This window comes from Pseudomonas sp. KK4 (assembly GCF_001984065.1).
Taxonomy (GTDB): Bacteria; Pseudomonadota; Gammaproteobacteria; order Pseudomonadales; family Pseudomonadaceae; genus Aquipseudomonas.
In genome coordinates, this window is sequence record NZ_LYVP01000099.1 from 1 (window position 1) to 19,746 (window position 19,746).

Consider the following 19,746-nt stretch of genomic DNA (forward strand, 5'->3'; position numbering starts at 1 on the left):
GGTTTTGGGGCCGCTTCGCAGCCCGGCGGGAGCAAGCTCCCTCGCCACAAAAGCGTCCCTGCCACAGTTGATTGCCGCCTCTCAGCGCATGAACAGGCCACCATTGATGTCCCAGCACGCACCGGTCACGGACGTTGCGTTGTCGGCGATCAGCAGCAGTACGCTGTCGGCGATGAACGTCGGGTCGCCGAGGGTGCCGGCGGGGATCATTTTCAGGATCTGTTCCAGACGCTCCGGGGCCACGGTTTCGCGCACCACGGGCAAGTCCAGCGGGCCCGGTGAAATGCTGTTGACCGTCACGCCACGGGGCGCCAGTTCCCGGGCGAAGACCTTGGTCAACGTCGCCACCCCACCCTTGGCCGCCGCGTAATGGGCGCCGGTGGCCGTGCCGCCGTTCTGCCCGGCCAGGGAGGCGATGTTGACGATGCGCCCGAAGCCGCGCTCGGCGAAATGCGCGCCGAACACCTGGCAGGCCACGAAAGTGCCGCGCAGGTTGATCGCCATCGACTCATCGAACTCTTCAGGCGTGATGTCCATCAGCGCCGCGACTTTCGACACCCCGGCGTTGTTCACCAGAATGTCGCAACCGCCCCACCGCTCCACCAACGCATCGCGGGCCCGCTGGAAATCCGCCTTGCTGCGCACATCCAGTTCGATGGCCATGGCGCTGGCGCCGCTGCTGTCGAGCTCCAGCGCCAGGCGTTGCACGCCGTCGACATGCAGATCCGCCAGACCCACGCGATAACCGGCCGCGTGCAGACGTCGGGCGATGCACTCGCCCAATCCGCGCGAGGCACCGGTGACAAGGGCTACTCGACTCATGATGATGCCCTCACAACAGGAAGCCGAGCGCGCTCAGGCTGTCGGTGGAATTGATCAGACGCACCACTTTGCGCTCCAGGGTCGGCACGCCGTCGGTGAAGCGAATGCGGTGGTTGAGGTCGGCCACGAACGGCGTGTGCACCCCGCGTTTGTACGCATAGAGCAACTGCGCCGAGTTGACTTCGACGATGTCTCCCGCCGCTTCCACCAGGCGAAAACGTGAGACGGTGCGGATGGTTTTCGCCGCGTCCACCGCCGACGGCGAGTAGCCGGCGGTCAGGCGTTCGATGCGCAGGTCACGCATGCGCGCATCGTCGTAGGCGTAGTTGAGGGTGGCCTCGAAGTCTTCGGTGTCCGGGTCGATCGGCACGATGTATTTGCCGCTCTCGCTCCACAGGGTCGCCCACTCGGCGTAGTTCTTGTGGTCCAGCAGCTCGGCTTCGCGCCAGATGAACTCGATGGCCTGGGCCAGGGGGCCGGAAAAGCCGTTCAGGGTGTCGTGATTGCTCATTGGCTCATCATCCTTTTCCACATGTCGTAGGCACCGCGCATGCCGCCTTCGTCGGTGGCGTGGCTGACCTTGTCGCCGTTTTGGGCGGTGATTTCGCGGTTCAGGCCGCGGTTGACCAGGATCGGCGCGTCGACCCCGGCGTAGGACCCACGCTGCACGCGATCCCAGGCTTCGGCGTCGTCGGGGCTGCCGAAACCGAACGGGCCCTGGAAGTGTTCGTGAATGCGCATGCGCTCGCGGTTGGCGATTTCCGGGCCGCCGTCCATGCCCAGGGCCACGTGGCGGATCTCGGTTTCGGTGACCGACACCGGGCGCAGCACGCGGAAGAACGACATCGACATGGCCACGTTGGGGAACAGGTTCAGGTTGAACCCGGCGCCGTGCAGCGAACGCACGATGCGTCGCACCTGATCGGCCGGCAGGGTTTTCGACAGTTCTTCGGTGACGTGGGCGAAGCGCTCCTGCAACTGCTCGGTGCCGTCGTCGTGATCCAGGTCGACGTGCTCCGGCACCATCACCATCACGCTGTGGCCGTTGCCCAGCGAGTGAGTGACGGCTTGCTCGTCGGTCATGAACGAGAGCATTTCCGAGGTTTCTTCATCCACCGACGACATGAACGACTTGTGCACGATCGGGAAGTGATAACCGTCGGTGGTGTTTTCCAGCTGGATCTTCCAGTTGCCCTTGAAGCTGAACTTGTGTTCGCCCTGGGTCTTGATCGGGTAGCCGGCGCCCTGCTTCATGAACAGGTCCATCCAGTGTTTGGCGCCGCCGAGGAAGTCTTCCAGCGGTTCGATGTCGTCGTTGTAACTGGCGAAGACCATGCCGGCGTAGCTTTCGACCCGCAGGCTGGTCAGCGGCAGCTCGGACTTTTCCAGGATGCCTTCGTAGCCGTCCGGGTACGGCAGCGCACGGAGTTTGCCGTCCAGGCCATAGGACCAACTGTGGTACGGGCAGGTGAAACCGGTGGCGTTGCCCTTGTGCTTCTCGCACACGGTGGCGCCGCGATGCCGGCAACGGTTTTCCAGGACGTTGATGGTGTTCTTCTTGTCGCGCACCACGATCACCGGGCGACGGCCGATGGTGGCGGTCTTGAAGTCGCCGCTGTTGCGCACTTCGCTTTCGTGGGCGACCCACACCCAGGTGCGGTAGAAAATCTTTTCCAGCTCGGCTTCGAACAGCGCCGGGTCGTTGTACAGCGAGACGTCGACGCGGTCATGCTGGACCAGGTCTTCGGGGCTTTTCGACGATGCGATCAGCCGATATTCATGAGTGCTCATGCGGTTCTCCTCATGGCTTCTTTTTATGATTGGGTTATTGAGGCTTGCAGCTGCGCACCAAAGGCGCAGACCTGTTCGTCCTGACCTTTGCGGCCGACAATCTGCAGGCCGACTTTGAGCCCGCCGCAATCGAGTTCCACCGGTACCGTCAGCGCCGGATGGCCGCTGAGGTTGAACGGGCGCACCAGCGGCGTCATGCCGGCCACCGCCTTGCTGCCGGCGCGGGCTTCGCTGAGGGTCGGCGGCAGGCTCGGCAGTGTCGGCAACAGCAGCACGGCGAAATCCTCCAGCGCCGCGTCCACCTGCCGGGTGAATCGGCTGCGCACCGCTTCGGCCTGCGCGAGTTCTTCACGGGTCGTACGGCTGGCGGCCAGCAGGCGGGTTTCCACGTCGGCGCCGATCAGGCCCTTGCCGGTCAGGTGACCGAACGCGGCCCAGTTTTCGAAATTGATCACGGTCAGGCCCGCGGCGAAGGCGGCTTCGAATTCGCTCAATTGCAAGTGGCTGCGACGCCAGCCGGCACGGTCCGCTGCGGCGCCGAGGCTGGCTCGCAGGTGCGCGTCACAGGCCACGTCGAGGAAGCCGACTTTCGCGCCGTCGACGGACAGTCCGTGCACGGCAAAGCCTGGGCAGATCACCTGCATGGCGGCGATCAAATCATCCATGTTTCTTGCGAACGGCCCGACGCAATCGAGGCTCGATTCCAGCGGGTGCGCACCGACGCGGCTGACCCGGCCATAGGTCGGCTTGAGCCCGGCGATACCGCAGCACGCCGCCGGCACCCTGACCGAACCACCGGTGTCGGTGCCGATGGCGATGTCCGCCAGGCCGGCGGCGACGGCCGAGGCCGAACCGCTGGAGGAACCGCCCGGCACCCGGTCCGGCGCCTGCGGGTTGATCGGCGTACCGGTCCAGTCGTTGATCCCAGTGACGCCGAAGGCCAGTTCATGCAGGTTGGTCTTGCCGACGATCTGCCAGCCAGCGTCGAGAATTGCGTCGACCACTTCGGCGTTTTGCGTGGCCGGTGGCGCGTCGTCAAACGCGCGGCTGCCGGAGCGGGTCGGGTAACCGGCGATGTCGATGGAATCCTTGATGGCGACGCGTTTGCCGTTGCCACCGAGGAGAAATTCGCTGATGAAAGTACTCATGCTTTCAACTCCGTATTGAACAGGCGCTGCGTACGGAAATGCGCGATCAGCCAGGTGCCGTCGACACAGCGAAAATCGATGTTCAGGCGGGTGCCGAACAACTCGCTGCGGCCATCGGCATAGGTGGAAATCTGCTGCATGATCCACTGCCCTTGCGCCCCGCTGCCGTCGACCACGATCGACTCGCTGGTGAGGTAATGCAGGTTCAGCTTGAAGTGGTCGGACGGCGGCAGGTAACCGCCGACGAATGCGGCCACGGCCTCGCGCCCCCGGTGTTGGCCGAAGGTCTGCGCGGTCTGGGTGCCGATGCCCTCCCAGATCGCATCGATGCAGAACAGCTCAGCCAATTCGCTGATGTGGGTGAGCGCCCGCGGCACATCGCACAGGTCCATGTAGCGCGCCATCAAGCGCCGCACCGCGCTTTCCCCTTCGAGCGTCGCCAGACGCTGCAGCAAGGCCTGGTCCATGGCTTACACCTTGGCCGCGTCAGGGATGGTCAGCGGGCGACCGATGCGCGCTTCGACCTTGGCGTAGCGCCACAGGCTGTACTCGTTCACCGGGGTGGTGCGGAACAGGTTGCAGGCGTCGATCACCGATTGGTGGCAGTCGACGTCGGCCATGATGTACACGGTCCAGGGCGAGGTGGTGGACGGGCCGACCATCAGCCGATCGTCGTCCATGGCGCCGAGTACGGTGATCCCGGGCATGGCGCCCAGCGAGCCCATCATCTGGCTGAAGCCCTTCCACACGCTCAGGCCTTCGCCGGTGGGCAGGTCGAAAAAGTTCTGGGTGATGCCGATGCAGAAGACGACGCGCAACGGTTCCTGGGTAGCTTGAGTCATGGGGTTGATCCTTTAGTCAATGATGAAATTCAGATGTAGCCAGGGAACGGCGGTACGCCGAGGAACACCGAGCCCGCGCCGTCGTACAGGCCTTCGCTGAGGAAGGCGTGCTGGGTCACCACCATCGAATCGCGCAGGTAGCGCTGCAGCGGATGGCGCAGGTAAATGGCGGTGGTGCCGGCCAGGCTGTAGGCGCTCTGCACCACGGCGGCGCCGGCCTGGGACACGTGGATCGCCGACAGGCGCAGCAGGCTGGTCTGCTCCGGGGTGACCGGGTTGCCTTTGAGGATCGAGTCCCACACTTGCTCGGTGGCGTTGTAGAAAAAGCCCCGGGCGGCCGCGAGCCTGGCTTCGGCCTTGGCGATCTCGATGCGCACGTAGGCGCGGTCGGCCATTTTCGGTGCACCGGTGATGCCACCGCCGCCGGCCATGCGGCTGACTTCGTCCAACGCGGCACGGGCCAGGCCGAGGTTGACCACCGCCAGCACTTGCGCGGCGTAGGCGATGGAGGGGTAGCGGAACAACGGCTCGTCGATGGTGGCGGCACCGCCACGGATGAAGGTCCAGCGCTCGTCGATGCGTTTGTCGGTCACGCGCAGGTCGTGGCTGCCGGTGCCCTTGAGGCCGACCACGTCCCAGTTTTCGACGATCTCGACCTGGTCCGGGCGGAACACCGCGGTGCGAGGCTTGCCGCCAGCGGCACCGATGCCGACACCGAGCAAGTCGGCGCCCTTGCAGCCGCTGGCGAATTTCCAGGTGCCGTTGACTTGCCAGCCACCTTCGACCGCCTCGGCCGGTTGCAGCGGGAACAGACCGCCGGCGAACACCAGGTCGGGGCTGTCGGCGTAGATTTCAGCCAGGGTTTCGGGCGGCAAGGCGGCCAGATAAACCCCGGCGCTGCCGAAACTGGCGACCCAGCCGGCGGAACCGTCGGCTTCGGAGATGCGTTCGATCATCTGCAGGAATTTGGCCGGCGCCAATGCGTCGCCGCCGAAGCATTTGGGCGTGGCGGCGCGGTAGATGCCCACCTGCTTGAAGCGCTCGATCATGTCCCGTGGCACATGGGACACGCTGTCGAATTCGTTGCGGCGCTGGCGCACTTCGTCCAGTACCTGGGCAAAGGCCTGGCTGTCGACGACCTGCTCGTCGACGCCGATCGATGCTTGTTGCGCAACCGCTGAACGCAGCATGGGCTTTCTCCGTTTTGCTTATTGTTAGAGGGCTGCACCATGACCTGTAGGAGCGAGCATGCTCGCGATGGTCGTCAACGATGACGCGGGAAACCTGGCACCCCGTGGTGCTCTCGGGTTCATCGCGAGCATGCTCGCTCCTACAGGGGAGATGCGTGACCCTTGCATTGGGGTCCAGTGTAAAAACCGCATCCGGGCGCCACTATTGGTGCGTGTAGCCACTTGGCTAAAGAAAACCCCTAGTACCCCACCGGTTACCTCTGAGCGCATCCACCTGTGCGAGCAGGTATAAAGCGCCATACTGCAACCCTCTGCCGCCAAGGGCCGTGCGATGTACTTGCCAAAACCGAACGATTTTTTTGCACTGATCGAAGCCATGCCGCTGTGCATCATTCTTCACGATGCCCACAGCAAGGAGATCCTCTGGGCCAATGCCGCGGCCCTGTCAGCCCTGGGTTTTACCCTGGAGGAGCTGACCCCGCTCAAGGCCCCGGACATGACCCGCGATGCGCCCAAATACCGGCGCTCGGTGGGGTTGCGCTGGCTGGAAGGCGCCGCGCGCACGGGCCAGCGCGCCATCGAGTGGTGCTATCGCTCCAAGCAGGGGGTGGAGATTCTGTCCGAGGCGGTGGCGACCCTGGTGCACCTGGAAGGTCGCGATGTGTTGATGGTGCAGTTCCGCGACATTTCCAGGGAGGACAAAGTCAAGCGTGACCTCAAGCGTTTCGAGAGCCGGCTCAAGGCGTTCATGCAGGACCTGGCCGAAGGCGTCGCGGTGCTGGGGCCACAGGGGGATATCCGTTTTATCAGCGACTCCGGTGCGCACTTGCTCAGCAATGAAGTGCACACGCTGATGGGCCAGAATTTTCTCGACGGGTGCGACGACGCTTCGCGCCAGCGCCTGTTGCAGCAACTGTCCAACGAAACCCCCGAGCATTTGCCGTTCAGCGTGCATTACAAGGTGCAGCGCCGCGATGGCGAGTGGCGCTGGCACGATGCGACCTGCCGCTTTATCGATATCGAAGACGATCTGGCGGGGCATTTGCTGCTGTTTCGCGACGTCACCGAACAGGTACAGGCCGAAGAGGCGCGGCGGGTCAGCGAGCAGAAACTCGAGTACCTGGCGCGCTACAACGCCATGGGCGAGATGGCCGTGGCGATTGCCCATGAACTGAGCCAACCGCTGGCGGCGACCCGTAACTTCATCGAAGGCGCGGTGATTCGCCTGGGGAACGCGGCCGGTGCCGATCAAGGGGTTGCCTGGGGCTTGCAAAACGCCGTGCGGCAGATCGAACACGCCTCGGTGATCATCAAGAGCGTGCGCGATTACGTGGTCAAGCTGGAGCAGAGCGAAGAACAGGTGGACCTCAACGAACTGCTGGCCGAGACCCGTTACTTCATCAGCCTGCGCGCCGATCCCAGCCTGGTGAAGGTGGAGGTGATCCCTGCCCCCGCGCCGTTGCGGGTGAGCTGCGAGAAGGTGTTGATCGGCCAGGTGATCCTCAACCTGGCGTTCAACGCCATCGAAGAAATGGCCGACCTGCCCCTCGAACGCCGCCTGCTGCGCATCCATGCCAGCGCCGACGACGGTGTGGCGCGGGTGCGCATCGAAGACAGGGGCCGCGGCATTCAGGCCCAGGCCCAGGAAAAACTGTTCGACGGCTTCTTCTCATCCAAGGTCAGCGGCAACGGCATCGGCCTGGCGCTGTGCAAGAACATCATCGGCCGGCATCGGGGGGACATCTGGGCGCAGAATCTTGAGCCGTGTGGTGCCGTTTTCACCTTCTCCCTTCCCCTCGCCTGACGCACAAACCCTGTGGCGAGGGAGCTTGCTCCCGCTGGGTCGCGAAGCGGCCCCGGACTTTCTCCTTGCAGACCGAGTCGCCGGACTTTACGACTGCTGCGCAGCCGAGCGGGAGCAAGCTCCCTCGCCACAGGTGCGTCACTTCGCCGCTCCATCTGACGCCAGCCAAATCACGCCTTATCAGCTTGTTCAGCCAATCTCATGACACTGGCACAGATACACAAACACTTGGCAGGCAGGGCAATTCCTGAAAACGCCGGGCGGGGCACTATTCACTGGTCAGAATCTGCCCACTCACCCGCGATCCGCGTTACCAACAATTCAGGAAGTTCCCCTTATGCGAACAAACAGGATCTCCGTACAGACAGCGCTAGGCCTGAGCCTGCTTGTACTCGGTTTGAACAGTGCCCGTGCGGATCTGCCCGCCGACACCATCGGCCAGACCACCCTGGCTTTCCCCGCCGAACCGCATCGTGCGTTCGTCGTCGATGTCGAGTTCGAAAGCTTCGTCGCCGGCCGTGTCACCGTGGTCGACCCGGATCAGAAACGCGTGCTGGGCATGGTCCCGACCGGGTTTGCCGCGCCTTCGGCCCTGAGCCATGACGGCAAGCTGATCTACGCCGCCGACATCTGGTACTCCCGTGGCACCCGCGGCACCCGTACCGACGTGCTGACTGCCTGGGACACCTCGACCCTGTCCCCGGCCTGGGAAGTGCTGATCCCGAACAAGCGCGCCGAGTCGCTGACCCAGCGCTACGGCCTCAAGACCAGCGGCGACGACCGCTTCGTCTACGTCTACAACTTCACCCCGTCGACCTCGGTGACCGTGGTCGATACCCAGAGCAAAGCCGTCAGTTCGGAAATCGCCATTCCCGGTTGCGTGCTCAACTACCCGATCGGCAAACGCCGCTTCGCCTCGCTGTGCGGCGACGGCAGCCTGCAGGTGGTGACCCTCAACGACGAGGGCAAGGAAACCGCGCGCAGCCGCACGCCGTTCTTTGACCCGAATGCGGAAAAACTGGTGGAGCGCGCGGTCAACGTCGGCGACACCTACTACTTCACCACGACCACCGGCACCGTGCGCGCCGTGGATTTCAGTGGCGATGCGCCGAGGATCCTGCCGAGCTGGTCGCTGACCACCGACGAGGAAAAGAAGGCCGGCTGGGCGCCGGGCGGCTGGCAGCTGATGGCGGTCGCGCCGAAGTTCAATCGCCTGTACGTGCTGATGCATGACGCCCACGAACCGATGAAGTGGGAAGACCCGAGCACCCTGATCTGGGCTTTCGACCTGAAAACCGGGAAGAAAATCGCAACCCTCGAAGCGCCGGCCCCGATCTGGAGCATGCAGGCCACCGGCGACGACAAGCCCGTGCTGCTGGGCGCCGACGTCGAGGGCGGTTTGCAGATCTTCGACCTCAAGACCAACCAGCACACCGGCAGCATGCCCAAGGTCGCGAAAACCGCGACTCAGGTCATGAGCTACTGAACGAGGTTCGGCCCATGCATTCAGATCCGATCTTCATCATTGCCAGCGCCATCGCCATTGCGGTGCTGCTGGCCAGTGCCGCGACCCACAAGGTCCGCGCGCCTGGTCGCTTCGCCAAACAACTGGCCGACTATCAACTGCTGCCCGGTGCGCTGGTGCGCCCCGCCGCACGGCTGATTCCGCTGCTGGAACTGGCTATCGCCTTCGCCTTGCTGGTGCCGGTCAGCCGGCCCTGGGCCGCGTTGAGCGCTGCCGGCCTGTTGGCGCTGTACGCCGCCGCCATCGGCATCAACCTGTGGCGCGGTCGTGCGGACATCGACTGCGGCTGCGCCGGCCCCGACCAGGCGCAACCGCTGCGCCCGGTCCTGCTGTTGCGCAACAGCGTGCTGGTGGCGCTGGCGCTGGTGGCCAGCCTGGCCCCGGTGGTGCGTGACATGACTGTGTTCGATGGCTTCGTGACGCTGGCGGCCGCCGCCGTTGCGCTGCTCATCTACGCCGCGGCCGATGGCCTGCTGGCGAACTCCCCTCTTCTGCTCAAATTGATTGGTAGGTAATCAAAATGGAAGGCTTGATCGTTTCCAACGTATTGCTCTGGGTATTGCTGGTGGCCGTGGCGTTCGTCGTCATGGGCCTGGTCCGTCAGATCGGTGTGCTGCATGGCCGGCTGGCCCCGGCCGGCGCGCTGATGGTCGACAAAGGCGTGGCCGTCAACGAAGCCGCACCGCAAATCACCGCCGCCGACCGCAAGGGCCGCCCGGTGAACTTCGGCTATGCCGGCGAGAAATCGCAACTGTTGTTCTTCCTCTCGCCGACCTGCCCGATCTGCAAGTCCTTGCTGCCGGCGATCAAATCCATCGCCAAGGAACAGGCCAGCACCCTGGACGTGGTGTTCGTCAGCGATGGCGACATGGACGCCCAGCAAGCGCTGATCCGCGAACACAAACTCGAAGACGCCACCTACGTGGTCGGGCCGGAAGTGGGCATGACCTACCAGATCGGCAAGCTGCCGTACGCCGCGCTGATCGACAAGTCCGGCACCCTGCGCGCCAAGGGCCTGGTGAACTCCCGCGAGCACCTGGACAGCCTGTTCGAAGTGGAACACCTCAAACACGCCACGCTGCAGCAGTACCTCAATGCTCAGCCCCACGACCATGATCATAGCCACGGCCATAGCCACTGATAAGGCAGGGAGACCTACATGAAACTGCTGGATCTGTTGTTCGAGCGCTCCACGCGCCGTGTCGCCGACACCACCTCGCGCCGCAAACTGTTGTCGCGCATGGGTTCGCTGATGGTGGCCGGTGCCGCCCTTCCCCTGCTGCTGCCGCTGGACCGTACCAGCAAGGCGCTGGCCGCCACCGACCCGAAAGCCGGCGACCCCGGTGATCCGAACAGCTGCGACTACTGGCGCTACTGTTCCATCGACGGCTTTCTGTGCAGCTGCTGCGGCGGCTCGGTGACCTCCTGCCCACCGGGCACCGAGGCCTCACAAGTGACCTGGATCGGCACCTGCCGCAACCCGGCCGATGGCAAGGACTACATCATTTCGTACAACGACTGCTGCGGTAAGCAAAGCTGCGCCCAGTGCGCCTGCACCCGCAACGACAGTGAAGAACCAGCCTACCGCCCGTTCAACAACAACGATGTGAACTGGTGCCTGGCCGCCAAATCGCACATCTATCACTGCACCGTTTCGATCATTCGGGGTGTGGCGGTTTAATCCGTTACCTGTGGCGAGGGAGTTTGTGGAATCGACAAGCTCCCTCGTCACAAATGCGTAGAGGTGTTTTTTCATGCGTAGGTTGCTCGTCCTCGGTCTTGTCTGCCTCATGACCACCCCGCTCGTCCACGCCCGTGCCATCCCCAACCCGAACCAGCGCCACGCACCGGGCAACGAATCCCCGCAAACCCCCATCAGCGATGCCGGCTACGGCGTCGGCGTGAACTACCAGTTGCAATGCGCCGGTTGCCATCTGGGCGACGGTACCGGTTCGGCCGCCAATGACGTACCGCGGATGAAAGGCTTTGTCGGCAATTTCCTGAAGGTGCCCGGTGGCCGAGAATTCCTGGTGCGTGTGCCAGGCATGTCGCAGTCGGCGCTGAACAATGCGCAACTGGCGGACCTGCTCAACTGGTTGATGCGCGAGGACGGTATGGCGGGCGCAAGCATGCCGGCGCACTACCAGCCCTATACCGCCGAAGAGGTCACCACACTGCGCGCCCAAACCATGCTCAACCTGCCCGGCACCCGGAGCGAGTTGATCAAGGCCATGCGTGCCCAAGGCATCGCCATCGATGACGGGATGAACTACTGATCGTTGTCCAGCACGGCCATCCGCAACAGGCGGTAGGCCTCCACCAACTGGTCCTGACTGAAGGCCAGGTTTCGCCCGCTCGGGTTGGGCAATACCCACACCACGGCATTGCCGAAGGTGCTCGCCTGCAGCCCCCACGTCACCTCCCGCCGCCCCGATAACCCCGCATACGCCGCCTTGCCGAGAAACGCCACACAACGTGGCGCATAGCGGCCAATCTTCTGTTCGAAACTCGCCGCCGCCTCGACGAATTCCCGGGGCGACAGTTGATCGGCCCGGGCCGTCGCTCGCTCGACCACGGCGGTCAGGCCGCACTGATACTGCAAAAGGGTGCGGTCATCTTCCGGGCGCATTTGCTGCGGGGTGAACCCGGCCAGGTGCAAGGTGCGCCAGAAGCGATTGCCGCGCCCGGCGAAGTGATGGCCCTGGGCGGCGGCCATCACGCCGGGGTTGATGCCGCAAAAAACCACCGCCAGGCGTTCGGCCAGAATGTCTTCGAGCCCGTCACTCACGCGCTGGGCCGCCGCAGATCAGGTTGACCGCGTTGTGCGCCAGCCGGGTCAGCTCCTCCCGGGGTTTGCCGGCACGGGCGCGGATCGAGATGCTGTGCAGCAACGACGAAACCAGAACCGCCACCGCGCCAACATCGACATCGCTGGCCAGTTCGCCGGATTCCACAGCCTTGCGCACACGCGCTTCCAGTTGCTCATCGAGGCGACTGAGCCGATCTGACAACACCTCACGAATGCCTTGGTCTTCAACGGCCTCGGTCGCCGCCGTTCCGATGACAAAGCAGCCGCGAGTCTGGCCTTCGCCGGAGTAATAGATCGACAACTGCCCCTCATAAAAGCGGATCAGCGCCTCGCGCAACGGCAGATCGTCGTCTGCCAGCGCCGCTTCCATATTGGCGGCGGCAAATTCCCAGTACTGCTCCAGCGCCTTGATGTACAGCGAATGCTTATCGCCGAACGCGGCATAGAGGCTGGGCCGGTTCATGCCGGCGGCGTGGGCGATGCTGTCCAGGGAAGCGCCGGAATAGCCGGTGCTCCAGAACACACCAAGGGCCTGCTGCAACGCCGTTTGCGGGTCGTAGGCGCGGGGTCGGCCGCGGCTTTTTCCTTCGGTAACTTTATTTTGTGCCATATCGTACAAAATCCTTGTGGAAGGGGGAAGTCAGGGATATTCTTACACCATCGCACAAAAATAAGGAACCAGAAGTTCCTGAATTTGACGTTTGTTGAAGCGAGGCTCGAACCGGGTATTGCAGAGACGAAACGAGTGCGGCGGAGCAACCCTCCCCACCGCGCACGGGTTTGCTTACTAACAGCAATTATTCGTTTTGAGGTGTATTCGATCATGACCAAACAGTTCGACATCCCCGCTTCGCAGAACTTCGAGCACCCGGAGCGGATCAACAAGCCGCTCAAGGAAAAACTGCGCCCCTGGCTGATGTTCGGCGTGCCCGCCCTCTTCGCCATCGTCGGCTACACCAAATACGTGGCCGGCGAACCCTTCGTCACCACCGATAACGCCTACGCCCGGGTGGCCAAGGCGTCGATCAATACGCGGATTTCCGGGCAGGTTGTGGAAATCGCCGTCCAGGACAATCAACAGGTGCACAAGGGTCAGGTGCTGTTTCGCATCGACCCCAAGCCGCTGCAGATCGCCATTGACCGCGCCCAGGCCCAACTCAGCGTGGCCCGTTTGCGCATCGACGGCCTCAAGGCCAGCTACCGCCAGCAGCAGGCGGAATTGCAGTCGGCCAAAGAGTCCGCCGACTTCGATCAGAAGGAATTCGCCCGCAAGAAAGCCCTGGTCGCCACCGAGTTCGTGTCCCGTGCCATCTACGATCGCGCCGACACTGACCTGAAGATTTCCCGTCAGCGCATTGCCTCGATCGAACAACAGATCGCCAGCACCGTGGTGGCCCTGAACGGCAACCCGAACATCGAAGCCGACAGCCACCCGACAGTGCGCGAAGCCAAGGCGCAGCTGGACGAGGCGCAGTTGTATCTCTCCTACGCCACGGTGTACGCGCCGGCGGACGGCATCGTCGCCAAGGTCGATGACCTGCAGGTGGGCAACTACCTCAATAACGGCGCCGCTGCCTTTGCGTTGATTTCCGATCACGAGATCTGGGTCGAGGCCAACTTCCGTGAAACCCAGGTCACCCACATGCGCCCGGGCCAGGAAGCAACCATCAGCATCGACACCTATCCTGATCGCGTGTTCAAGGCCCACGTCACCAGCATGAGCCCAGGCGCCGGTTCCGATTTCTCCCTGCTGCCGCCGGAAAACGCCACTGGCAACTGGGTGAAAGTCGTCCAGCGGGTACCGGTTCGTCTGGAACTTGACGACATCGACCCGGCCCTGCCGCTGTTCTCGGGCACCAGCGCCACCGTGAAAGTCGACACCGGCCACCACACCCCTTGGTGGAGCCCGCTCAAGTCGCTGTTGACCGCAGGTAACTTCTGATGAACGCCAACGCCAGTGCAAGCCCCGGGGCAAGCGCTGCGGGTTCGCTCAGGTTCGCTGTGCTGCTGACCACTTACATGCAGTCGGCGAACCTGCCGTTACCCAACGCGGTGCTCCGGTTGATTCAAGGCAGCCTGTCGATGACCGACGACCAGGCCGGCTGGATTTTCACCGCTTACCTTGCGGGCAGCGCTATCACCCTGCCGATTGCCCAATGGTTGGCTGCACGTTTTGGTTTGAAGCGGGTGTACCTGGCCGCACTGGCCGTCTTCATGCTGGGCCTGCTGCTGGGCACGGCTTCGAGCACGCCGCTGGAATTCATCGGCGCCCGTATTGTCCAGGGCCTGGCTGCCGGTGTGCTGGGGCCGTTGTCCATGGGGATTGCCCTGGAGACGCTGGCGCCGGAAAAACGCATGAAATTCGGCGCCACCCTGACGGCCGTCGTGCTGCTGGGCATTGCCACGGGGCCTGCCATCGGCGGCTGGATCGCCGAGCATTTCGACTGGCGGCCGGTGTTCTACATCAGCCTGCCGTTGTCGGCCTACATCTTCATGGTGATCGGGCTGTTGCTGGCCGAGAAGAAAGCCGAGCAGGCACCGCCCTACGATTTTTTCGGCTTCGGCAGTTTCACCGTGGCGATGATCAGCCTGCAAATGCTGCTCGACCGTGGCGAACGCATGGACTGGTTCGACTCACCAGAGATCTGGATCGAGGCCATCGCCTGCGCCTTGGGATCGTATGGGTTCCTGGTGCATGTCCTGACCAAAAAAGTGCATTTCTTCAACAAGAGCCTGCTGCGCGATCGCAACTACGTGCTGTCGACGCTGATCTTTTTCGCTATCGGCTTCGTGCTGCTGTCGACCATGGCCCTGACCTCGCCGATGCTCGATGAGATCCTCGGCTACCCGCCTGACACCACCGGTGCCCTGACCCTGCCGCGCGGTGCGGGCATGGTGGGTGCGTTCTTGCTGACGGTGCGGCTGCCGGAGCGTTTCGACCGCCGGTTGTTCGTGGGTATCGGTGTAGCGCTGGTGACATATGCCAACTGGCTGATGCTCAGCTACTCGCCGCTGATGGACTGGTCGCCGGTGGCGGTCGCCGGCGCTCTCCAGGGTTTCGGCATCGGCATGTCGATGGCGGCGCTGGCCAAGGTCGCCTTCAGCACTCTGCCGCCGCCGCTGCGCCCGGAAGCCACCGGTCTCTACAACCTGCTGCGTGCGTACGCCAGCACCTTCGGCGTGGCCATCGTGCAGCTGTACTTTTTCAACAACACCCAGGCCCTGCACCAGGCATTGGGCGCCCACATCACGCCCTATCACGGCGTGGGCCATGGCGCGTCGCTGCCCTTGCAGTCGCTGGAGGGGCTCAACCACCTGATCACCCACCAGGCGGCGTTCATCGCCGTGATCGACCAGTTCAAGATTTTGATGGTGGCGATGCTCGTGGTGAGCCCGCTGGTTCTGTTTCTTCGCAAACCCGCTGCGACCAACTAGTTATTGTGGAGTGTGCCCAATGAAACACAGTCATTCGTTCCAAACGCGCTTCCCGACGACACTCAGCGCGCTGGCGGCCTTCGTTTTTCTCAGCGCCTGCACCGTCGGCCCTGACTTCAAGGCCCCGGCCGACAGTGCCACGCAGCACTATGATCAACAGGCCGAGCAGCAACTGGGCGGCGAGCAGCGCATCCAATGGGGCAAAAAAGTCACCGGGCAATGGTGGTCGGCGTTTCGTTCGCCCAAGCTCGACCAAGTGATCCGTCGGGCCATCGACGGCAACCTTGAGCTGGTGGCGGCCGATGCGACCATTCGCCAGGCGGCCTCTTCGGTGGCGGCGGCACAAGGCGCGCTGTATCCGCAGGTGGACTTCGGTGCCACCGCCGGTCGCCAGCGCACGCACAACGCCAAGGAACCTTCGGTCGACAACTTCTATGCGATCGGGCCACGGGTCGGTTTCGACCTGGATGTGTTCGGCGGCAACAAGCGCCAGATCGAAGAGCAGCAAGCGTTCAGCGACTTGCAAAAACGTCGTTACGACGCGGCGTACCTGACCATGACCGGCAATGTGGCCAGCCAGGCGTTGCTGGTGGCATCCGCCAACGCGCAGATCGAGGCGGTGGAGAAACTGCTGGCCAACGATGCGAAAAACCTCGAACTGGTGCGCGCGGCCCATATCAATGGCGCCACCACCCAAATCGATGTGTCGCTGGCCGAGACGCGCCTGGCCCAGGACCGCACGCTGCTGCCACCGTTGGCCCAGCAGCGGGATGCGGCGACCCATGCGCTGTCGATCCTGACCGGCAAAGGCCCGGCCGACTGGATCGCACCGCGGTTCGACCTGGCCGACTTCAACCTGCCGAACAACGTGCCGGTCGCCTTGCCGTCGGAGATGGCCCACTCGCGGCCGGACGTACAGCAAGCCGAGGCTCAATTGCACATTGCCAGCGCCGCGGTGGGCGTGGCGACCGCCAATCTCTATCCCAAGGTGACGCTGTCGGCGTCGCTGGCCGAGGCGGCTTCCGGCAACGGTGGCGCGGCGCTGTGGGGCTTCGCCGCCGGCATTGCCGGACCGATCTTCAATGGCGGCACGCTCAAGGCTGAGCGCCAGGCCGCCATCGAGGGTTACAACGCGACCCTTGCCGGTTACCAGCAGACGGTCATCAGCTCGTTCGGCCAGGTCGCCGACACCCTGCAGGCCATCAACCATGACGCCGAACAGTTCCGCGCCCAGGGCGATGCGCTGCGCGCGGCACAAAACAGCTTCCAGCTCAACCAGCAAGCCTACGCCCAGGGCGAGAACAGCATTCTTCAGGTGCTGGAGGCCGAACGTGCGTACGAGCAGGCGTTGCTGGGGCACATTCGCGCGAAGACGGCGCAGTACCTGGATACGGTGCAGTTGTTTGTGGCGCTGGGTGGGAATTCTGTCGGGGTGTTTGAGCAAAACGTTGCCAGTCGTGGCGCGAGTGACCTGGCGTACCCATGAGTATTTTTCAACGCGAGTGAAGAACCCGTGGTGAGGGGATTCAGCGAAACGTCGCACCACAAAGGCTCAGCACCACCGATTTTTCAAATCTTTATTCAGGAATTCAGACATGTCCTACGAACCGATTTTCGATGAACTGCCCGACACCCGATTCGCCCTGAACACCGGCTCGGGCAAACTGCCTGCCGTTGGCTTCGGCACGTTCTTCGATGACCCCGCGGCGACCATCGATGCCGTCACCCAGGCGCTGCAAAGCGGTTTTCGCGCGATCGACTGTGCCGAGCGTTTTGGCAATGAAGCGTCCGTGGGGGCGGCGGTGCACGCCTTCCTGGAAACCGGCAAGGCCCGGCGTGAAGACCTGTTCATCACCAGCAAACTGTGGAACAACAACCATCATCCACAACGGGTGTTGCCGGCGTTCGAGGCCAGTCGTCAGCGGCTCGGGCTGGACTACCTCGATTGCTACCTGATCCACACGCCCTTCGCCTTCCAGGCCGGCGACGAACTGCACCCACGGGATGCCTTTGCCCATATCCTCTACGATTCGGGCGTGACCCTGATCGACACCTGGCGCGCCATGGAACGCCTGGTGGACAAAGGCCTGTGCAAGTCCATCGGCTTGTCCAATGTCAGTCTGCAGGCGTTGCAGGACGTGGTCGCCGTGGCGCGGATCAAGCCGGCCCTGGTGCAAGTCGAGGCCCACCCTTACCTGCCGGAATGGGAACTGCTGCAATTTTGCCAACAGCACGGCATCGTCTTTCAGGCTTATGCGCCATTGGGCCACGGCCTGGAGCCGAGCGTGCTCAACGAACCCGTGCTGAACCAGATGGCCCGGCGCCTGCAGAAAACCCCGGCGCAAATTGCCCTGGCCTGGGCGGTACAACGGGGCACGGCGTTCGTGACCCAGTCCACGACACTGAGCCATATCCAGCAGAACATCGATATTTCCACCCTGCCCCACCGCGCGATGCATGAAATCCGACAAGACATTACCCACCGGGTACGCTTCAATTCGGTCAATGAAACGGGCGTGCATCTGTTTTCGTCAGCGCCCCGGTGATATTCAGACTCTATAATTTTCGGCATCCCCTCTCGAGGTATGAACGATGGATGTGTTCCAGACCATGCGGTTTTTCATGACGGTTGCCCAGAGCGGCAGCTTCACGGCGGCCGCCGAGTTGCTGGACACCACCACGACCAACGTCTCCAAAGCGGTGTCGAGCCTGGAGACCCGCTTGCAGACGCGCCTGATCAACCGCACCACCAGGCGCCTGGCCCTGACCGAAGCCGGCACGCGTTATTTGCAGCGCTGCGAGAGAATCCTCGATGAGTTGCGCGATGCCGAGGAGGAAGCGGGAACGGCGCAGATCAACCCGGCGGGTCGCCTGAAGATTCATGCGATGTCGGCCATCGGTAATCACTATGTGATCGACGCCATCGCCCAATACCGCGAGACCCACCCCTCGGTACAGTTTGACCTGACCCTGACCAATCGCCTGCCTGACTTGCTGGAAGAAGGCTTCGACATGTCGATCGTGCTGGCCAGGGACCTGCCCGACTCCGGGTTTGTCGCCCAGCGCCTGGGCATCACCTACAGCATTCTCTGCGCGTCGCCGACCTACCTGAAAAAACGCGGAATGCCCGACACACCGGGCGCACTCAGCGAGCATGACTGCCTGAGGATCGTCAACACGGTGATGCCGGGTGAACATTGGGTGTTCGAAGGGCCAGAAGGTGTGGAAACCGTCAGCACCCCGGCATCGCCGTTTCACGTCAACACCGCCGACGCCATGACCGTCGCCCTCAGTCATGGCATGGGGATCGGCATCCAGCCGCTGGCCTCGGCCGTTGCCGGCCTCAAGGCGGGTTCGCTGGTACGGGTACTGCCGGACTACCATTTCGAAGAACTGAATCTGTTCGCGATTTACCCGTCGCGAAAATTCGTCGATGCAAAAATAAAAACCTGGGTGGAGTTCTTGAAAGACTACATTCCCGGGTTGCTGGCCGCGGACGAAAAAGTGGCCCGCTCCTCAAAAAAAATGCCGATCACTTCTGATTGAAACCGCCCTGCCCGGATGGAGTGTCGACCCTCCATCGTGCGCACCGCACTCAACCGTTCGAACAGCCGTTGCCCATGACCTGATACTGCAGGACGTGGCGCTGGCCCTGGGAATCTTCATACGTCATCTGCGCCGACACCGGGCCACATTCGTTTGGCACGTCGCTGATGGTGATGACTTTGTTGATGTCCAGTTTCGAGCCGTAGGTGTAAGCCTCGACGGGGGTTTTGGTGGTTTGGGTCTTGGCCTGGCTTTCTTCGGCGAAGGCGTGGGTGCCGAGCAAACTGAGGGCCAGGAGTAATGCGATTCTTGAGCCTTTCATGGTGTTCACCGTCTCGTGTGGGTGGGTTGGTTTTTGGCCGTTTGAACCGGGGTTTCTGGTTCATTCGGTAGAGACGATGTTAGGTATTTGGGGTCGAGGCAAACAGTCTGATTCGGGATAAACACTGTGAACGGAATGAGGGGGAATGAGGTTGGGGTTGGGTGAATATCCGTTGCTGCGGTCACGGCGGCTTATGGTTCCGATTCTACAGCGGGTCACTTGGAAAAGTGCCAAGTAACCAAACGCTTTTGCCCCTTTCGTTCGGTGCCCACTGCGCAGAACCGGAACGACGAACACCGCCACGGCAACCGAGGCGGCCTTCGAGCCGACCTGGTTACGGCTGCACGCATTCCCTGTAGGAGCATGGCTTGCCAGCGATGACGGCCTGCCAGCCACCCTGAATCTTGCAGATTTCCCCAATTCCCTGTAGGAGCGAGCTTGCTCGCGATGGTCGTCAACGATGACGCGGGGAGTCAGACAGCCATCGTCATCGTTAACGTCCATCGCGAGCA

The 19,746-nt window shown here is 63.0% G+C and carries 21 protein-coding genes; 11 read left to right on the forward strand and 10 right to left on the reverse strand.

Annotated elements, in window-relative coordinates:
* Nucleotides 1–81: 81 nt before the first annotated feature.
* From B0W55_RS23375 to B0W55_RS23405, 7 genes are read right to left on the reverse strand one after another with little or no spacing between them, the layout of a single operon-like run.
* A complete protein-coding gene (locus B0W55_RS23375; RefSeq protein ID WP_077048275.1) occupies nucleotides 82–822 on the reverse strand; it encodes an SDR family NAD(P)-dependent oxidoreductase in 741 nt (246 codons plus the stop codon).
* 10 nt (nucleotides 823–832) lie between these two features.
* Entirely contained in the window at nucleotides 833–1,333 is a 501-nt protein-coding gene (locus B0W55_RS23380) for an aromatic-ring-hydroxylating dioxygenase subunit beta (protein WP_077048276.1), read from the reverse strand.
* A complete protein-coding gene (locus tag B0W55_RS23385) occupies nucleotides 1,330–2,613 on the reverse strand; it encodes a Rieske 2Fe-2S domain-containing protein (RefSeq protein WP_077048277.1) in 1,284 nt (427 codons plus the stop codon). The genes B0W55_RS23380 and B0W55_RS23385 overlap by 4 nt, the downstream gene beginning before the upstream one ends.
* A 23-nt stretch (nucleotides 2,614–2,636) precedes the next feature.
* Complete coding sequence (locus B0W55_RS23390) at nucleotides 2,637–3,761, reverse strand: amidase (protein ID WP_077048278.1); 1,125 nt, start codon at nucleotides 3,759–3,761, stop codon at nucleotides 2,637–2,639.
* Complete coding sequence (locus tag B0W55_RS23395) at nucleotides 3,758–4,228, reverse strand: nuclear transport factor 2 family protein (protein WP_077048279.1); 471 nt, start codon at nucleotides 4,226–4,228, stop codon at nucleotides 3,758–3,760. The genes B0W55_RS23390 and B0W55_RS23395 overlap by 4 nt, the downstream gene beginning before the upstream one ends.
* 3 nt (nucleotides 4,229–4,231) lie before the next feature.
* Nucleotides 4,232–4,603 carry a hypothetical protein gene (locus B0W55_RS23400; RefSeq protein WP_077048280.1) on the reverse strand — a complete coding sequence of 124 codons (372 nt, stop codon included), beginning with the start codon at nucleotides 4,601–4,603 and terminating at the stop codon, nucleotides 4,232–4,234.
* Between the two features lie 29 nt (nucleotides 4,604–4,632).
* Nucleotides 4,633–5,793, reverse strand: a complete 1,161-nt coding sequence (locus B0W55_RS23405; protein WP_077048281.1) for an acyl-CoA dehydrogenase family protein — start codon at nucleotides 5,791–5,793, stop codon at nucleotides 4,633–4,635.
* Between the two features lie 331 nt (nucleotides 5,794–6,124).
* Between B0W55_RS23405 and B0W55_RS23415 the strand changes: the two genes are divergently transcribed.
* The 6 genes from B0W55_RS23415 (at nucleotide 6,125) to B0W55_RS23440 (ending at nucleotide 11,398) form a co-directional block, all read left to right on the forward strand.
* Entirely contained in the window at nucleotides 6,125–7,597 is a 1,473-nt protein-coding gene (locus B0W55_RS23415) for an ATP-binding protein (protein WP_077048283.1), read from the forward strand.
* 337 nt (nucleotides 7,598–7,934) lie between these two features.
* Entirely contained in the window at nucleotides 7,935–9,083 is a 1,149-nt protein-coding gene (locus B0W55_RS23420; protein WP_077048284.1) for an amine dehydrogenase large subunit, read from the forward strand.
* Between the two features lie 14 nt (nucleotides 9,084–9,097).
* On the forward strand, nucleotides 9,098–9,637 hold the full coding sequence (locus B0W55_RS23425) for a MauE/DoxX family redox-associated membrane protein (protein ID WP_077048285.1): 540 nt from the start codon (nucleotides 9,098–9,100) through the stop codon (nucleotides 9,635–9,637).
* 5 nt (nucleotides 9,638–9,642) lie between these two features.
* Complete coding sequence (gene mauD / locus B0W55_RS23430) at nucleotides 9,643–10,263, forward strand: methylamine dehydrogenase accessory protein MauD (protein ID WP_077048286.1); 621 nt, start codon at nucleotides 9,643–9,645, stop codon at nucleotides 10,261–10,263.
* A gap of 18 nt (nucleotides 10,264–10,281) precedes the next feature.
* Nucleotides 10,282–10,803, forward strand: a complete 522-nt coding sequence (locus B0W55_RS23435; RefSeq protein WP_027620621.1) for a methylamine dehydrogenase light chain — start codon at nucleotides 10,282–10,284, stop codon at nucleotides 10,801–10,803.
* A 73-nt stretch (nucleotides 10,804–10,876) separates the two neighbouring features.
* Nucleotides 10,877–11,398: a cytochrome C gene (locus B0W55_RS23440; protein WP_077048287.1), complete on the forward strand. Its 522-nt coding sequence runs from the start codon at nucleotides 10,877–10,879 to the stop codon at nucleotides 11,396–11,398.
* Here B0W55_RS23440 and mug read toward each other — a convergent pair.
* Together mug and B0W55_RS23450 are read right to left on the reverse strand one after the other, a co-directional pair.
* A complete protein-coding gene (gene mug / locus B0W55_RS23445) occupies nucleotides 11,392–11,910 on the reverse strand; it encodes a G/U mismatch-specific DNA glycosylase (protein WP_077048288.1) in 519 nt (172 codons plus the stop codon). The two genes, B0W55_RS23440 and mug, sit on opposite strands and share 7 nt — an antisense overlap.
* Nucleotides 11,903–12,541, reverse strand: a complete 639-nt coding sequence (locus B0W55_RS23450) for a TetR/AcrR family transcriptional regulator (protein ID WP_077048289.1) — start codon at nucleotides 12,539–12,541, stop codon at nucleotides 11,903–11,905. Before B0W55_RS23450 ends, mug begins: the two co-directional genes overlap by 8 nt.
* 213 nt (nucleotides 12,542–12,754) lie before the next feature.
* Here B0W55_RS23450 and B0W55_RS23455 point away from each other — a divergent pair, with 213 nt between their 5' ends.
* The 5 genes from B0W55_RS23455 (at nucleotide 12,755) to B0W55_RS23475 (ending at nucleotide 18,912) form a co-directional block, all read left to right on the forward strand.
* On the forward strand, nucleotides 12,755–13,873 hold the full coding sequence (locus B0W55_RS23455; protein WP_077048290.1) for an HlyD family secretion protein: 1,119 nt from the start codon (nucleotides 12,755–12,757) through the stop codon (nucleotides 13,871–13,873).
* The gene (locus B0W55_RS23460) at nucleotides 13,873–15,366 is read left to right on the forward strand and encodes a DHA2 family efflux MFS transporter permease subunit (protein ID WP_077048291.1); all 1,494 of its coding nucleotides are present in this window, start codon (nucleotides 13,873–13,875) and stop codon (nucleotides 15,364–15,366) included. The genes B0W55_RS23455 and B0W55_RS23460 overlap by 1 nt, the downstream gene beginning before the upstream one ends.
* Before the next feature lie 19 nt (nucleotides 15,367–15,385).
* The gene (locus tag B0W55_RS23465; protein ID WP_077048292.1) at nucleotides 15,386–16,852 is read left to right on the forward strand and encodes an efflux transporter outer membrane subunit; all 1,467 of its coding nucleotides are present in this window, start codon (nucleotides 15,386–15,388) and stop codon (nucleotides 16,850–16,852) included.
* A gap of 109 nt (nucleotides 16,853–16,961) precedes the next feature.
* Nucleotides 16,962–17,912: an aldo/keto reductase gene (locus B0W55_RS23470; protein ID WP_077048293.1), complete on the forward strand. Its 951-nt coding sequence runs from the start codon at nucleotides 16,962–16,964 to the stop codon at nucleotides 17,910–17,912.
* Nucleotides 17,913–17,958: 46 nt separating this feature from the next.
* Complete coding sequence (locus tag B0W55_RS23475; RefSeq protein WP_077048294.1) at nucleotides 17,959–18,912, forward strand: LysR family transcriptional regulator; 954 nt, start codon at nucleotides 17,959–17,961, stop codon at nucleotides 18,910–18,912.
* 49 nt (nucleotides 18,913–18,961) lie between these two features.
* Here the strand turns inward: B0W55_RS23475 and B0W55_RS23480 are convergent, their stop codons facing one another.
* Nucleotides 18,962–19,234: a DUF2790 domain-containing protein gene (locus tag B0W55_RS23480; RefSeq protein ID WP_077048295.1), complete on the reverse strand. Its 273-nt coding sequence runs from the start codon at nucleotides 19,232–19,234 to the stop codon at nucleotides 18,962–18,964.
* Between the last annotated feature and the right edge of the window lie 512 nt (nucleotides 19,235–19,746).